The sequence below is a fragment of the Methylobacterium nigriterrae genome (genome assembly GCF_037106235.1).
Lineage (GTDB): Bacteria > Pseudomonadota > Alphaproteobacteria > Rhizobiales > Beijerinckiaceae > Methylobacterium > Methylobacterium nigriterrae.
Genome location: NZ_JBAWTG010000054.1, coordinates 20,757 through 35,508, shown reverse-complemented (window position 1 = coordinate 35,508; position 14,752 = coordinate 20,757). Strand labels below are relative to the sequence as shown.

Below are 14,752 nucleotides of genomic sequence, written 5' to 3'. Positions count from 1 at the left end.
CTGCTTGGGCATGCTCTCCCGCGAGGCCGGCCAAAGCCGCGTGCCAGACCCCCCGCACAGGATCACAGGATAAATCAAGCCCGCGCCACTCTCCGACATCGCTCGCCCCCGGTATCCGCCTCGCCGATCGGGAGCGTCGTGCGGCCGATCGGGTCTCGCCTCTGCGAGAGCGGACCCATTTCAGCGAACCGTGTCGATTTCGCGAACGGCGCGGGCCGGCCGGCGTACCGAGCCGCGCCTATTCCGCCGCTTGCCGCGACGCGTAGCCGAGGCGCTCGTTCAACTCCCCGATCAGCTTGACGGCGGCCTCGGCGATCACGGTGCCGGGCGGGAAGATCGCCGACGCGCCGGCCTGGTAAAGCGCCTCGTAATCGCCCGGCGGGATGACGCCGCCGATCACGATCATCACGTCGTCGCGTCCCGCTTCCGCGAGCGCCGTCTTCAGCTCGGGCACCAGCGTCAGGTGGCCGGCGGCGAGCGAGGAGACGCCGACGATGTGCACGTCGTTCTCCACCGCCTGGCGGGCGGCCTCGGCAGGCGTCGCGAAGAGCGGGCCGATATCCACGTCGAAGCCGAGATCGGCGAAGGCCGAGGCGATGACCTTCTGGCCGCGGTCGTGTCCGTCCTGCCCCATCTTGGCGACCAGGATGCGCGGGCGGCGCCCGTCGTTCTCCTCGAAGGCCTCGACGAGTTTGCGGACCTCATCAACCACCGGCGACATGCCACCCACCTCACGCTTGTACACGCCCGAGATCGAGCGGATCTCGGCCCGGTGCCGGCCCCAGGCCTTCTCCAGGGCCTCGGAAATCTCGCCGACCGTCGCCTTCGCCCGCGCCGCGTCGACCGCGAGCGCCAGGAGGTTGCCCTCGCCGTCGGCGGCCTTCGTCAGCGCCTCCAGCCGGCTCCCGACCTCGGCCTCGTTCCGCTCGGCGCGCAGGCGCTTCAGCTTGTCGATCTGGAGCGTCCGAACGTTGCCGTTGTCGACGCGCAGGAGCTCGATGGCGCGCTCGTCGTCCGGCTTGTACTTGTTGACGCCGACGATCGTCTGGCGACCGGAATCGATCCGGGCCTGGGCGCGCGCCGCCGCCTCCTCGATGCGAAGCTTCGGGATGCCGGCCTCGATGGCCTTGGCCATCCCGCCGAGCGCGTCGACCTCGCGGATGTGCTCCCAGGCGCGGTCGACGATGTCCTTCGTCAGGCGCTCCACGTAGTAGGAGCCGCCCCAGGGATCGACGATCCGGCAGGTGCCGCTCTCCTGCTGCAGAAAGAGCTGCGTGTTGCGCGCGATCCGGGCGGAGAAATCGGTCGGCAGCGCCAGCGCCTCGTCGAGCGCGTTGGTGTGGAGTGACTGCGTGCCCCCTTGGGTCGCCGCCATCGCCTCTATGCAGGTGCGGGTGACGTTGTTGAACACGTCCTGGGCGGTGAGCGACCAGCCGGACGTCTGCGAATGGGTGCGCAGCGGCAGCGACTTGTCGGATTTCGGCTCGAAATCCTTCACGAGCTTCGCCCAAATCAGACGGGCCGCCCGCATCTTGGCGATCTCCATGAAGAAGTTTGTCGAGATCGCCCAGAAGAAGGACAAGCGCGGGGCGAACTGGTCGATGGTGAGCCCCGCGGCCAGGCCCGCCTTGATGTACTCGACGCCGTCGGCGAGCGTGTAGGCGAGCTCGAGGTCGTTCGTCGCTCCGGCCTCCTGCATGTGGTAGCCGGAGATCGAGATCGAGTTGAACTTCGGCATGTTCGCCGAGGTGTAGGCGAAGATGTCCGAGATGATCCGCATCGACCCCTTGGGCGGGTAGATGTAGGTGTTGCGGACCATGAACTCCTTGAGGATGTCGTTCTGGATGGTGCCGGCGAGCTTCGCCGGCGGCACGCCCTGCTCCTCGGCGGCCACGATGTAGAGGGCGAGGATCGGCAGCACCGCGCCGTTCATCGTCATCGACACGGTCATCTCGTCGAGGGGAATCCCCGAGAAGAGCGTGCGCATGTCGTAGATCGAGTCGATCGCCACGCCCGCCATGCCGACGTCGCCGGAGACGCGCGGGTGGTCGGAATCGTAGCCGCGATGCGTCGCGAGGTCGAAGGCGACCGACAGGCCCTTCTGTCCGGCCGCGAGGTTGCGCCGGTAGAAGGCGTTCGAATCCTCGGCCGTCGAGAAGCCGGCATATTGCCGGATCGTCCAGGGCTGCGTGACGTACATCGTCGGATAGGGCCCGCGCAGATAGGGCGCGACGCCCGGATAGGTGTGGAGGAACTCGATACCGGCGCGATCCTCCGGCCCGTAATGCGTCTTCACCGGGATGCCCTCGGGCGTCATCCAGGGCTCGCCGGCCGGTGGAGCGGGCGCGACGATGGCCTCGGCCTCGTAGGGTAGGATCGCGAAATCGGGGATGCGGGACGTCATGCTCTCGCTCGTGCGGGGGCTCGAATTGCGGCGCATTATAGGCAAGGCCCCCCGCGGTGCTACTCCCCCAAGGACGAACGGACCGGCGAAGCGATCAGCGGCGCGCCGCGAGCCCGCCCATGCGGGCAAGGCGCCCCTGCTCGACGTGCCATCGCGCCTCCGCGATGGCGAGGCTGAGCCGGCGGATGCGCCATCGCCGGTAGAGGCCGAGGAGCGGCAGCCCGGCCCGCGCGAGCCGCACCTCGTGATGCTTCAGCCGACGCAGGAGTCCGGGAAGGCAGGCATCCGCCGCGGCGCCCGTGGCGATGTCGATCTCGCGCATCTGACGGCGGAGGTCGGCCTTGAAATCCTCCACGTGCGGGTCCTCCCGGCGGAAGCACGGACAGGATGATGCCGCGGCGCATCGCGCCGTCAAGGCGGCGCGCCCGCGGCGGGATCGGAGGCTCGCGCCCCCGGCGCGATCACGGAGGGGAACGGTTCGGACCCACGCGCGGGCGTATCGGACGCGCCGCCCGCCTCTCCTGCGCGGGAGGAGATGCCGGTCGCGCTCGTGCAGGCGCCGGAACGGATCCCGGCTCAGCTGTCCATCTTCAAGGCGGCGATGAAGGCTTCCTGCGGGATCTCTACCCGGCCGAACTGGCGCATGCGCTTCTTGCCCTCCTTCTGCTTGTCGAGGAGCTTGCGCTTGCGCGAGATGTCGCCACCGTAGCACTTGGCGGTGACGTCCTTGGAGAGCGCCCGGATGGTCTCGCGGGCGATGATCTTGCCGCCGATCGCCGCCTGAACGGGGATCTGGAAGAGGTGGCGGGGGATCAGGTCCTTCAGCTTCTCGCACATGGCGCGGCCGCGCGACTCGGCGCGGGTGCGGTGCACGAGCATCGAGAGGGCGTCGACCGGCTCGGCGTTGACGAGGATCGACATCTTCACGAGGTCGCCTTCGCGGTAGTCGGAGACGTGGTAGTCGAAGGAGGCGTAGCCCTTCGAGATCGACTTCAATCGGTCGTAGAAATCGAACACCACTTCATTCAGCGGCAGGTCGTACACCACCATGGCGCGCTTGCCGACGTAGTTCAGGTCGATCTGGATGCCGCGCCGGTCCTGGCAGAGCTTGAGCACGCCGCCGAGGTACTCGTCGGGCGTCAGGATCGTGGCGCGGATCCAGGGCTCCTCGATCGACTCGATCTTCATCACGTCCGGCATGTCGGCCGGGTTGTGCAGTTCCCTGACGCTGCCATCCGTCATGGTGAGGTGGTAGACCACGCTCGGCGCCGTCGAGATCAGGTCGAGGTTGAACTCGCGCTCCAGCCGCTCCTGGATGATCTCGAGGTGCAGGAGCCCGAGGAAGCCGCACCGGAAGCCGAAGCCCAGCGCCGCCGAGGTTTCCATCTCGTACGAGAAGCTCGCGTCGTTGAGGCGCAGCTTGCCCATGGCCGAGCGCAGGTTCTCGAACTCGGCCGCGTCCACCGGGAACAGGCCGCAGAACACCACCGCCTGCACGTCCTTGAAGCCGGCCAGCATGGCGTCGGTCGGACGCTTGTCCTCCGTAATCGTGTCGCCGACGCGCGTGTCGGCCACCTCCTTGATCGAGGCCGTGAGGAAGCCGACCTCGCCGGGGCCGAGTTCGCCGATATCGGCCATCTTCGGTCGGAACACGCCGATCTTGTCGACGCCGTAGGCCGCGTCGGCCCCCATCATGCGGATTGTCATGCCCTTCTTCAGGACGCCGTCCACGATGCGCACCAGAACCACGACGCCGAGATAGACGTCGTACCAGGAATCGACGAGGAGCGCCTTGAGCGGGGCGTTGCGGTCGCCCTTCGGCGGCGGCAGCCGGGTGACGATCGCCTCCAGCACCGCCTCGATGTTGAGGCCGGTCTTGGCCGAGATCGGCACGGCATCGGAGGCGTCGAGGCCGATCACCTCCTCGATCTGCTGCTTGATGCGGTCGGGCTCGGCCGCCGGCAGGTCGATCTTGTTGAGGACGGGCACGATCTCGTGGTTGGCATCGAGCGCCTGGTAGACGTTGGCCAGCGTCTGCGCCTCGACGCCCTGCGAGGCATCGACCACGAGCAGCGAGCCCTCGCAGGCCGCGAGCGAGCGCGACACCTCGTAGGCGAAGTCGACGTGGCCGGGCGTGTCCATCAGGTTCAGGATGTAATCCTGGCCGTTCTCCGCTTTGTACTCGAGCCGGACGGTGTTGGCCTTGATGGTGATGCCGCGTTCCCGCTCGATGTCCATCGAGTCGAGCATCTGCTCGCTCATGTCGCGCAAGGCCACGGTGCCGGTCGCCTGGATCAGGCGGTCGGCCAGCGTCGATTTGCCGTGGTCGATATGGGCGACGATCGAGAAGTTGCGGATGTTGGGAATCGGGGACGCGGTCATCGTCGCTCATCTCCGGTACCGCGAGCGCCGCCCGTGGGCGACCTCAAGCGCACCGTCTCATGTCAGGAAGCGTTGAGGGCGCAGATAGCAGCGCGGCAGGTGCGCGCCAAGCGCGGGCCGGCCCCGGATCCGCGGCGCCTGTGCGGAAATGGCCGTCTCATCCCTCCTGCCGGGCCTGAGCGGCCATCGCCACGAGCGTCCTGCGCAAGGCCGCCATGTCGCGCACCGGCTCGGGATAGACGATCCGCGCGGTGCGCTCGCCCGCCATCAGGTCGAGACCTTCCGGATCGAGGCCGCTGAGGCGCCAGGCCCCCTCCCCCTCGCCCGCCGCGTAGAGGGCGAGCGCGTCGGCATGGTCCTGATTCATGTGCTCGACGGCGCCCCGCTCCCCCGCGATCACGCTCTCGGCCCCGACGAGATCGAGCAGCAATTCGGCGCGGGTCAGGGTCGCGGCCTTAGCGAAGCCGCCGTTGAGATGGCCCGCCTGCGGCTCGAGGGCGAAGAAGCCGAAATCCGGAAAGTCGGCGTAGAGCTTCGCCTTGGGATGGCGGGCGAGGAAGCGCTCGCGGATGCGCGGCTCCGAACTCTGCGCGGCGCGCCCTGCCACCGTGAGGCGGGGATGGGCGAGTGGGTCGCCCTTGCCGCCCTGGCTGAACAGGAGCGAGCAGCGCGGATCGGCGAGAAGGTTGCGGGTGTGGCCGGAGAGGCGCGACAGCAGCATCAAGGGCGTGCCGTCGACATCCGTCGCGATGGTGACGAGGGAGGCGAAGGGCGTGCCGTCCTGCGCGTCGATCGTCGCGAGCGCGCCGGAGCGGATGCTGCGCAGAAGGTTGCGGGCGAGGCCGATCGCGTCGAAAGGCGCCTCCGCAGCCGGAAGCGGCCGGGCCGGCCCGCCTCGCGCGCCCGTCGGCGGTACCGCGTCTGCCCTCTCGTCCATCCCCTGCCCCTTCCGCAACGGCGATCGCCGTGTGCGATCATAGCGGCAAGGCGAGGCGCGGCACGAGCCCCGCCGCCCGCGACCTGTTGGCCGGATACGGCCAAGCTACGCCGGACGCTCGCTTTTTCGAGACGATGGCATTAAAGCTCGGGTTCTTTCCGCGCGAAACGGACCCCGCCCCGGGTGAGGTCGCGTTCGTGTCTTTGCCTGCCCTTACAGGGGGCCGGAGCCGGAAAGCGGGCAGGGTCTAGCCCGCGCCGCCTCCGTTCAGTAGGGAACGCGCATGCCGACCATCGCCCTCGTCGACGACGACAGAAACATCCTGACCTCGGTCTCGATCGCGCTCGAGACCGAAGGCTACCGTATTCAGACCTACACGGACGGCGCGTCGGCCCTCGACGGGCTGAAGCATTCCCCGCCGGACCTCGCGATCTTCGACATCAAGATGCCCCGCATGGACGGGATGGAGCTTCTGCGGCGCCTGCGGCAGAAATCGGACCTTCCCGTGATTTTTCTGACCTCGAAGGACGAGGAGATCGACGAGCTGTTCGGCCTCAAGATGGGCGCCGACGACTTCATCCATAAGCCGTTCTCTCAGCGCCTTCTCGTCGAGCGCGTGAAGGCGGTGCTGCGCCGCTTCGCCCCGAAGGAGGGTCCTGGCGCACCTGCGCGCGAGGCCGACGCCGCGCGCTCGCTGGAGCGCGGCCTTCTGATGATGGATCCCGAGCGCCACACCTGCACGTGGAAGGGCGAGCCGGTAACGCTCACCGTGACCGAGTTCCTGATCCTGCAGGCTCTCGCCCACCGTCCCGGCGTCGTGAAGAGCCGCAACGCCCTGATGGACGCGGCCTATGACGATCAGGTCTACGTGGACGACCGGACGATCGACAGCCACATCAAGCGGCTGCGCAAGAAGTTCAAGGTGGTGGACACGAACTTCGACATGATCGAGACCCTGTACGGGGTCGGCTACCGCTTCAAGGAGAGCTGAGGCCGCGGGGTCCGCCGGCCGCTCACCTCCACCAGCGATGCTCTCACCCCAGTTCGGGAAAACCGTGCGAAGCCAGGACGACGAAGACGTGCGCCGCGGCCCCCTGACCTGGCCGCGCGATCTCTGGCACGCGATCGGCCAGCGCGCCTCGTCGAGCCTGACCCGCCGGATCGTGGTGCTCAACCTCGTCGGGCTGATCGTCCTGCTGCTCGGCTTCCTCTACCTGAACCAGTTCCGGCAAGGGCTGATCCAGGCGCGCGTGCAGAGCCTCCTGATCCAGGGGGAGATCATCGCGGGCGCGATCGCCTCCTCGGCCTCCGTCGACACGGACACGATCCGGATCGACCCCGACAAGCTGCTTCAGCAGCAGGCCGGCGAGGGCAGTTTCGGCGACGAAAATCCGTCGCCGCTCGCCTTCTCGCTCAACCCCGAGCGCGTCGCTCCGCTGTTGCGCCGCCTCGTGACGCCGACGGGCAACCGGGCGCGCGTCTACGACCAGGAAGGCGGCCTCCTGTTCGACACGCGCTCGCTCTACGCCCGCGGCGACATCAACCGCGCCGAACCCGCTCCAGTCCGGCCCCAGAAGCACAACTTCCTCGAACGGCTCGTCGACTGGGTGCAGACCCGGGTCCTGGGCCTGTTCGGGAGTCGCGTCCGCCAACAGGAGGAGGTCGGGCCTCCCAACGGCCGCTCGCTCCGCGAGGTCCAGGCGGCGCTGAACGGCTCACGCGGCAACATCGTGCGCCGCAACGAGGTGGGCGAGACCATCGTGTCGGTGGCGGTGCCGATCCTGCGCGACGGCTCGGTGCGGGGCGCGCTGATGCTGTCGACGCAAGGGGACGCCATCGATCGCGTCATCGCGTCGGAACGCTTCGGCCTCGTTCAGGTCTTCCTGGTGGCGGCCCTCGTGATGGTCGTGCTCTCGATCCTGCTCGCGGGCGCCATTGCCGGCCCGGTGCGGCGCCTCGCGGATGCGGCCGAGAAGGTGCGCATGGGCATCAAGTCGCGCCAGGAGATCCCGGATTTCACGAACCGCACGGACGAGATCGGCCACCTGTCCGGCGCCCTGCGTGACATGACCCAGGCCCTCTACCGGCGCATCGACGCCATCGAGAGCTTCGCGGCCGATGTCAGCCACGAGCTGAAGAACCCCCTCACCTCGCTGCGCAGCGCGGTCGAGACCTTGCCGCTCGCCAAGAGCGACGAGTCGCGCGGGCGCCTCATGGAGATCATCCAGCACGACGTGAAGCGCCTCGACCGCCTCATCAGCGACATCTCGGACGCGTCCCGCCTCGACGCCGAGCTCGCCCGCGCGGAGGCGCGCCGGGTCGACATGCGCAAGCTCATCACCACCGTGGTCTCGGTGGCCAACGAGCGCCGCCGCCCGAAGGACGCCCTGATCCAGCTCGACATCGAGGCGCCCGCCGACCAGGACAGCCCCTTCGGCATCGTCGGCCACGACAGCCGGCTCGGGCAGGTCGTGAACAACCTGCTCGACAATGCCCGCTCGTTCTCGCCGAAGGATGCCAAGGTCCGGGTCGCCCTGCGCCGCGTCCGCAACGAGGTCGAGCTGATCTGCGAGGACGAGGGGCCCGGCATCCCCGAACACGCCCTCGAACGGATCTTCGAGCGCTTCTACACGGATCGGCCGGAACAGGGCTTCGGTCAGAATTCGGGTCTCGGCCTCTCGATCTCCCGCCAGATCGTACAGGCCCATCGCGGCTCGATCCGAGCCGAGAACCGCCCCGGCCCGGCCGACGAGGAGGGCGAGCCGACCGTGCGAGGCGCCCGCTTCATCGTTCGTCTGCCCGCCGCTCCCCGACAGGGCCCCTCCGCTTGAGCCCGCCGCGCGAGGGCAGCCGGACCGAGACCGTCCACGCGACCTGCCTCGTCCTCGGCGAGCATGGCGTGCTGATTCGCGGAGCTTCGGGCGCCGGCAAATCGACCTTGGCGCTGCATCTCCTCGACATTGCGGAGCGAGCCGACGCGCATGCCGCTCTCGTCGGCGACGACCGGGTCCGCCTGGAGGCCCGGAACGGGCGGCTCATCGCGCACAGCCACCCCACGGTCGCCGGTCTCGTCGAGATCCGCGGCGCGGGGCTCCATCGCACCGCATCGCTCGAGGCGGGCGTGGTGCGCCTTGTCGTGGATCTCGTCGAGACGGCGCCCCGGCTGCCAGGGCGGGAGAGCGATTTCTGCGAGGTGCTGGGGCTGACGCTGCCCCGCCTCGTCCTCGACCGCACCCTTCTCGGATCGGGCCTCGCGCCCCGCCTCGTGCGCGACGCGCTCGCCGTTGCTTCGCAGTCGCACCCGCCTGCTCTCTTTCGCCGCGACGCAGGCGCCCCATAGCGCGGTGCCGACTTGCATGGCATGATGATGACGTCGTTTCGAGCAAAACGTCGCGACCGCCTTGCGCATCTTCGTGCGGTGCACAAAATGGCGGCTCCGCTCACAGGGCGTCGGAAAACGCGTCGATGATTGGAATGGTGCTCGTCACCCACGGGTTGCTCGCGACCGAGTTCAAGGCCGCGCTGGAACACGTGGTCGGCCCCCAGAAGCAGATCGAGACGATCACGATCGGGCCGGAAGACGATATGGAACTGCGTCGCCGGGACATCATGTCCGCGGTTTGCCGGGTGAATTCCGGCAACGGTGTCGTCGTGCTGACGGACATGTTCGGAGGCACGCCTTCGAACCTCGCCCTGTCGTGCATGAACGGCGGCGCCGTCGAGGTGGTTGCCGGCATCAACCTGCCGATGCTGATCAAGCTCGCGAGCGTCCGCGATGAGGAATCGCTCGGGGACGCCGTCCTCCACGCTCAGGAAGCCGGCCGCAAGTACATCAACGTCGCCTCGCGCGTTCTTGCCGGCAAATAGCCTTTACGCCGCCCCTTTCATCTGATTACCCACGGGACCGGCAGGTTCCGGGCGCCAGGCTCCAACTTGCCGCCCGGTGCCGCCGCGGCCCGGACCGGACCAGAGGAAGCGCGCGAGCCCGATGACCGAAGCCTTCGACGCCGACGAGGACGAACTGCCGCCGGTACCCGAAGGCGGTTTCCTGCGGATCCTGCCGATCATCAACCGACGCGGCCTGCACGCCCGGGCCTCCGCGAAGTTCGTGCAGACGGTCGAGCGCTTCGATGCCACCGTCACCGTGACCCGCTCCGGTGAGACCGTGGGCGGCCGCTCGATCATGGGCTTGCTGACGCTCGGTGCGGCACAGGGCACCTCGATCGCCGTCACGACGGCCGGTACCGATGCCGAAGCCTGCATGGACGCCATCGCGGGGCTCCTCGCCGCCAAGTTCGGAGAGGACGAGTGAGGCGTCAGCGCAGGCCTTCCAGCGTGGCTTGCCGCCAGACCACCGCGTCCTGATCCGCGCCGAGGCGCAGCCTCCCCGACACCACCTCGCCCCTGATCCGTTCGATCTCGACGCTCGCTTGACGGCGCCGTGCGAAGAGCCGCGTCACCACCCGCACCATCGCCGCCTCCGACGGATCGGCGACGATCGGCCGTCGCGAGGCCTTCGCATCGAGGAGCAGGAAGGTCTCGACCGCGTCGCGGATGCGCCTCGGCTCCGTGACCCTCTCGGTCCCGCCTGGCGCTCTCCGCTCGCCGCGGATCCCGATCATGTTTCCGGCCGGGATCGTGCGGGCAGGTGCTGCGGCGCGACCCCGAACGAGTTGCAGGATCGGCCGTCGCGTCGGAGGGGTCGGCGAGGCCTCGAAGGGCGCGAGGTCGTATCGATCCGCCGCGAGCCGCTCCCGCAGGCTCGTCCTGATCTCGACGGCGTATCGGGCCTCGATCAGGTGAGGCGAGGCGCCGGCGAGACCCGGTGCCTGCCAGGGGGCCGCCTGACGCCTGCCCCATCGCGCCCGCGGGAGGACGAGCGGCACGACACCGTGCAGGGTTTCCGGACGAGCCGTATGCCGTGCCCAGGCGAAGGCGAGGCGTTGCCCGGCCGCCTGATGGCGCGCCGCGGTCAGCAGGTAATCGGGATCGGTGAAGTGCGGTTCGGACACGGCGCTTCGCGTGAGAAGCGCGCGCCAAGCCGCGACCGCGTCAGCGTCGACCTCGTCAGCCGCCTCAAGGCCGATCGTCCAGTCGAGCGGGCCGCGGTCCGGGAGAACCGCACCCGCATCCGCGAGGCCGCCCTCGATCACCTGGAGGCGTGGTGTCATCGCGCTGTCCCGTCCCGTGCCCATCGTCCCGTTCCGGGACGGTCCGGCGCCTGTCTGGCGCCGCTCGGGTCGGGCGGATCAAGGATGATGCCGCGCGCGTCGGAGCGGATCAGCTGCCCGGGATGGCAAGCGGGTTTGCGGTGAGCGCGGCCGCATCCGGCGCGTCGACGCGAGGGCGTCCGAGGAATGCGTCCCAGAGACGCTCGACGAAGGCTCGGTCGAGATCGCGCACGATCAGGACGATGCGCGAACGCCGATCCGCGTCGGGCCATGCCGGCAGCGTCGCGGGCATGTGCATCACGTGCTGGACGCCGTGGATCACGACGGGGCGGTCCGGATCTTCGGCGAGCGCGACGAGCCCCTTGAGACGCAGGAGCTTCGCGCCCTGGCTCGCCCGCAGCAGGTCGAGGAACATCTCGAGCGAGGCCCGGCTCACGGGCGCGTCGCTCGTCAGCGAGAAGGCCCGGATCGCGGCATCGTGCCGGTTCACGTCGTGATGGTGGTGCCCGTGATCGCCGTGCCCATGATGGGTATGGCCGTGATCCTCGACGGCATCCGCGCCGAGCCACGCGCGCACATCCTGGCTCTTGCCCGCGAGGCCGAAGAGGCCGCCGAGCAGTGCCTCGGCCGGGACGTCGGCCGGATCGATCGGGGCGGACGGGTTGAGATCGCGCAGGCGCGAGCGCAGCGCATCCGCCGCCGCGCCGTCGAGATCCGTCTTGGTCAGAACGATCCGGTCGGCGACGGCGGCTTGGCGCAGTGCTTCCGGGTGGGCCTCGAGGGTCGAGGCACCGTTGACGGCATCCACCACCGTGACGACGCCCTGCAGGCGGTAACGCATGACGAGATAGGGGTGATAGATCAACGCGAGCAGGATCGGCGCCGGGTCGGCGAGGCCGGTCGTCTCGATCACCACACGCCGGAAGGGCCGGATGCGGCCGTTGTCCCGCTTGCGCAGCAGGTCTTCGAGGGTGGCGATCAGGTCGCCGCGCACGGTGCAGCACAGGCAGCCGGCGCCGAGCAGGACCATGTCGTCGTCGACCTGCTCGATCAGCAGGTGATCGAGACCGATCTCGCCGAACTCGTTCACGATGACGACGGTGTCGGCAAAGGCCGGGTCGCGCAGGAGCCGGTTCAGCAGGGTCGTCTTGCCGGCCCCGAGAAAGCCCGTGAGGACGGTGAGCGGGATCGGCTCGGGACGGCGCGGCGCGTCTGACATGCGGCAGGCCTACCGCGCCGGGCGGTCGGGCTCAACCGGCGATCCGGCACGCCCTGTCGGCGCGGCCTCCGCGGCGACCGGCGTCAGGGCGCCGGAGCAGGCCCCGACGGACGACGCAGTCTGGCCGTGCCGGGACTATCCCTTGTCTTTGGCCTTGGCCGCCGGCTTCTTGGCGATGGCGTGCGGCTTCGATCCGCCTTTGGCCTGCGGGATCGCGGGCTTTGCGTCTGCCGAGGTGTAGGCGGTGGCGGCCTTCGGGACGGACGAGCCCCGCGCGACGGCCTTCGGCTTCTCGGACTTCGCCTCGGGCTTCTTCTCGACCTTGGCGGATTGCGCTTTGCCCGCCGGTTGCTGCTTGGCGGCCTGCTTCGGCTCGGCCGCGGCCTTCTCGGCCCTGGCCCGCTTCGCGGCTTCCTGGGCGGCCGCCCGCTTGGCCCTCGCGGCTTCGAGCTTGGCGGTGCGGACGGCGGCGCGCTCGGCCTTCTGCGCCTCCTCCTGCTCGTTCAGCATGATCTGCCCCTCGGCCGGATCGCGGCCGATCCAGACGAGGACGGGCTGGAGCGGTGCGCGGGGCGGCAGGGCGCGGGTGCGCAGGCTCGCGCTGTTGAGTGTCGCGAAGGCGAGCGCCGAGGAGGGCGGCGCGGAGGCCGCCATGAGCTGCGCGTTGGCATTGTCTGCGCTGGCGCCGGCCGCGCCCGCGCTTGCCGTGATCGCGCTCTGACCCTCGTCGACGGGCATCGGCTTCTTGCGGTCGCAGATGTAGGGCCGCATGTCCGGTGCCGCGGCAACGGCCGAGTCCGGAAGCGAGTCGAGGCTCTGGCTGGTCCAGCCGGTCGTCTGGCCGAAACCGTAATCGAACAGGTCCGCGGCCTTGAGGTCTCGCTCGCGGGCGCTCGGCTGGCCCATCACGATGGTGAGGATGCGGCGCCCGTTGCGGGTGGCACTCGCCACGACGTTGAAGCCGCCCGAGCAGATGAAGCCGGTCTTCATGCCGTCGGCGCCGGCGTAGCGCCCGAGCAGGCCGTTATGGTTTGCCATGACGGAGCGGCCGAACTGGATCGCCGAGATCGAGAACAGGCCGCGCGAATCGGGGAAGTCGCGCAGGAGCGCCCGGCCGAGGACCGCCATGTCCCGGGCCGAGGTCCATTGGCGTGGATCGGGAAGGCCGTTCGGATTGGTCCAGCGGCTCTCGTGCATCCCGATGCGCCGGGCGGTCTGGTTCATCAGGTCGGCGAAGCCCTCGATCGAGCCGCCGAGATTCTCCCCGATCGCCCAGGCCACATCGTTGGCCGACTTCACCATGATGATCTTGAGGGCGTTGTCGAGAGTCAGCTGGGTCCCGGGCTTGAAGCCCATCTTCGAGGGCGGCTCGGCGGCGGCGGCGGGCGAGATCGTGATGAACGAATCGAGCGAGACCTTGCCCTGCCGCACGAGGTCGAGCGCGACGTAGGTGGTCATCAGCTTGGTGATCGAGGCCGGATACCAGGGATCCGTGGCCGCCTGCGCGTAGATCACCTTTCCCGAATCGACGTCGACGACCAGCATCGGAGCCGTGGTGGCTCCCGCCGCGCCCGCCCCGACGAGCCCCGCCGCGGCGGCCATGCCCAGGACGAAGCGCCGTAAAATTCGATTCGACATCAGGCTTGTCTCGAGAAGGTCCATCGATACGGCAACGCGCGCTGGCGCCCAATCGTCCAACGCCAAGGTAGGTCAACGGTCAAGCTTCGGCCAGTCCGACCGCGCGGGAGGTCCCCAGGCGGTCCGTTACCGGGCCGGTCTCCGCGACAAGGCGAGTTCAACGCGCGTTCCGTGGCGAGAGGATGGCGGGTGGACGGCGATCGCGGAGGTCGGCCGCGCCGCCGACATGGCTTCCCGGTGGCATCGCCCCTCGCCTACGCCTATGTGCAGGGACCGGCTCGACTTTTCCCAGGGGCCGATCCAGGGCGCGCTCCCATCGGGGTCGCGGCACGACGAGACGATGGCGTACGCAGTCAAGGAACTCTTCCACACGCTCCAGGGCGAGGGCGCGCAGGCCGGGCGCGCCGCCGTGTTCTGCCGCTTCGCGGGGTGCAATCTCTGGTCCGGCCGCGAGGAAGATCGCGCGGGCGCCGCCTGCCGGTTCTGCGACACCGATTTCGTCGGCATGGATGGGGACGGCGGCGGCCGCTTCGCGGACGCCGGTGATCTCGCCGCGGCGATCGACCGGACCTGGGAGGGAGGCGCGGCGGAGCGCTTCGTCGTCTTCACCGGCGGCGAGCCGCTGCTGCAGCTCGATTCCGACCTGATCGCGGCGGTGCATGCCGGCGGCTTCGAGATCGCCGTCGAGACCAACGGCACCCTGCCGGCCCCCGCCGGCATCGATTGGATCTGCGTCAGCCCGAAATCCGGCAACGCGCTGGTGCAACGCCGCGGCCACGAGCTGAAGCTCGTCTTCCCGCAGGATGGGCTCGATCCGGCCGATTTTGCCGATCTCGACTTCCGCCATCGCTGGCTCCAGCCTATGGACGGGCCCGAGCGCGTGATCAACACGCAGGCTGCGGTCGCCTATTGCCGGACGCATGCGCGCTGGCGGCTCTCCCTGCAGACGCACAAGCTGATCGGAATTCCCTGAGCGGAGGCCGCGACGCCCGCCGCGCGAC

Annotated in this window: 14 protein-coding genes; 6 read left to right on the top strand and 8 right to left on the bottom strand. The window is 69.2% G+C overall.

Annotation, left to right across the window (positions count from 1 at the left end; all coding sequences use genetic code 11):
• The 5 genes from WDW90_RS22830 to WDW90_RS22810 form a co-directional block, all read right to left on the bottom strand.
• Positions 1–99, bottom strand: a 99-nt coding sequence (locus WDW90_RS22830; RefSeq protein ID WP_336489759.1) for a sugar phosphate nucleotidyltransferase, incomplete at its 3' end; no start/stop codon positions are given.
• A 139-nt stretch (positions 100–238) separates the two neighbouring features.
• A complete protein-coding gene (gene scpA / locus WDW90_RS22825; RefSeq protein ID WP_336489757.1) occupies positions 239–2,404 on the bottom strand; it encodes a methylmalonyl-CoA mutase in 2,166 nt (721 codons plus the stop codon).
• 94 nt (positions 2,405–2,498) lie between these two features.
• Positions 2,499–2,759: a hypothetical protein gene (locus WDW90_RS22820; RefSeq protein WP_336489756.1), complete on the bottom strand. Its 261-nt coding sequence runs from the start codon at positions 2,757–2,759 to the stop codon at positions 2,499–2,501.
• Between the two features lie 221 nt (positions 2,760–2,980).
• Entirely contained in the window at positions 2,981–4,786 is a 1,806-nt protein-coding gene (gene lepA / locus WDW90_RS22815) for a translation elongation factor 4 (protein WP_336489755.1), read from the bottom strand.
• Positions 4,787–4,943: 157 nt separating this feature from the next.
• Positions 4,944–5,723 carry a HugZ family pyridoxamine 5'-phosphate oxidase gene (locus WDW90_RS22810; RefSeq protein WP_336489754.1) on the bottom strand — a complete coding sequence of 260 codons (780 nt, stop codon included), beginning with the start codon at positions 5,721–5,723 and terminating at the stop codon, positions 4,944–4,946.
• 283 nt (positions 5,724–6,006) lie between these two features.
• Here WDW90_RS22810 and WDW90_RS22805 point away from each other — a divergent pair, with 283 nt between their 5' ends.
• The 5 genes from WDW90_RS22805 (at position 6,007) to WDW90_RS22785 (ending at position 10,035) form a co-directional block, all read left to right on the top strand.
• The gene (locus tag WDW90_RS22805) at positions 6,007–6,714 is read left to right on the top strand and encodes a response regulator (protein ID WP_336489753.1); all 708 of its coding nucleotides are present in this window, start codon (positions 6,007–6,009) and stop codon (positions 6,712–6,714) included.
• A gap of 37 nt (positions 6,715–6,751) precedes the next feature.
• Positions 6,752–8,554, top strand: coding sequence for a stimulus-sensing domain-containing protein (locus WDW90_RS22800; protein ID WP_431311099.1), 1,803 nt, complete (start codon positions 6,752–6,754; stop codon positions 8,552–8,554).
• Positions 8,551–9,063 carry an HPr kinase/phosphorylase gene (locus WDW90_RS22795; RefSeq protein ID WP_336489751.1) on the top strand — a complete coding sequence of 171 codons (513 nt, stop codon included), beginning with the start codon at positions 8,551–8,553 and terminating at the stop codon, positions 9,061–9,063. Before WDW90_RS22800 ends, WDW90_RS22795 begins: the two co-directional genes overlap by 4 nt.
• A gap of 125 nt (positions 9,064–9,188) precedes the next feature.
• Positions 9,189–9,590, top strand: coding sequence for a PTS sugar transporter subunit IIA (locus tag WDW90_RS22790; RefSeq protein ID WP_336489750.1), 402 nt, complete (start codon positions 9,189–9,191; stop codon positions 9,588–9,590).
• Between the two features lie 121 nt (positions 9,591–9,711).
• Complete coding sequence (locus tag WDW90_RS22785) at positions 9,712–10,035, top strand: HPr family phosphocarrier protein (RefSeq protein ID WP_336489749.1); 324 nt, start codon at positions 9,712–9,714, stop codon at positions 10,033–10,035.
• A gap of 4 nt (positions 10,036–10,039) precedes the next feature.
• On the opposite strand, the gene WDW90_RS22780 is transcribed toward WDW90_RS22785, so the two are convergent.
• The 3 genes from WDW90_RS22780 to WDW90_RS22770 form a co-directional block, all read right to left on the bottom strand.
• Complete coding sequence (locus WDW90_RS22780; RefSeq protein ID WP_336489748.1) at positions 10,040–10,894, bottom strand: GNAT family N-acetyltransferase; 855 nt, start codon at positions 10,892–10,894, stop codon at positions 10,040–10,042.
• 109 nt (positions 10,895–11,003) lie between these two features.
• The gene (locus WDW90_RS22775) at positions 11,004–12,113 is read right to left on the bottom strand and encodes a CobW family GTP-binding protein (RefSeq protein WP_336489747.1); all 1,110 of its coding nucleotides are present in this window, start codon (positions 12,111–12,113) and stop codon (positions 11,004–11,006) included.
• A gap of 135 nt (positions 12,114–12,248) precedes the next feature.
• Entirely contained in the window at positions 12,249–13,751 is a 1,503-nt protein-coding gene (locus tag WDW90_RS22770; protein WP_336489746.1) for a D-alanyl-D-alanine carboxypeptidase family protein, read from the bottom strand.
• Between the two features lie 340 nt (positions 13,752–14,091).
• Between WDW90_RS22770 and queE the strand changes: the two genes are divergently transcribed.
• Positions 14,092–14,724, top strand: a complete 633-nt coding sequence (gene queE / locus WDW90_RS22765; protein WP_336489745.1) for a 7-carboxy-7-deazaguanine synthase — start codon at positions 14,092–14,094, stop codon at positions 14,722–14,724.
• Positions 14,725–14,752: the final 28 nt, after the last annotated feature.

Coding starts and splice junctions, on each gene's coding strand:
- scpA (WP_336489757.1), bottom strand. CDS start 2,404: ATGACGTCCCGCATCCCCGATTTCGCGATCCTACCCTACGAGGCCGAG.
- WDW90_RS22780 (WP_336489748.1), bottom strand. CDS start 10,894: ATGACACCACGCCTCCAGGTGATCGAGGGCGGCCTCGCGGATGCGGGT.
- queE (WP_336489745.1), top strand. CDS start 14,092: ATGGCGTACGCAGTCAAGGAACTCTTCCACACGCTCCAGGGCGAGGGC.
- WDW90_RS22790 (WP_336489750.1), top strand. CDS start 9,189: ATGATTGGAATGGTGCTCGTCACCCACGGGTTGCTCGCGACCGAGTTC.
- WDW90_RS22785 (WP_336489749.1), top strand. CDS start 9,712: ATGACCGAAGCCTTCGACGCCGACGAGGACGAACTGCCGCCGGTACCC.
- lepA (WP_336489755.1), bottom strand. CDS start 4,786: ATGACCGCGTCCCCGATTCCCAACATCCGCAACTTCTCGATCGTCGCC.
- WDW90_RS22775 (WP_336489747.1), bottom strand. CDS start 12,113: ATGTCAGACGCGCCGCGCCGTCCCGAGCCGATCCCGCTCACCGTCCTC.
- WDW90_RS22805 (WP_336489753.1), top strand. CDS start 6,007: ATGCCGACCATCGCCCTCGTCGACGACGACAGAAACATCCTGACCTCG.
- WDW90_RS22770 (WP_336489746.1), bottom strand. CDS start 13,751: ATGTCGAATCGAATTTTACGGCGCTTCGTCCTGGGCATGGCCGCCGCG.
- WDW90_RS22810 (WP_336489754.1), bottom strand. CDS start 5,723: ATGGACGAGAGGGCAGACGCGGTACCGCCGACGGGCGCGCGAGGCGGG.
- WDW90_RS22800 (WP_431311099.1), top strand. CDS start 6,752: ATGCTCTCACCCCAGTTCGGGAAAACCGTGCGAAGCCAGGACGACGAA.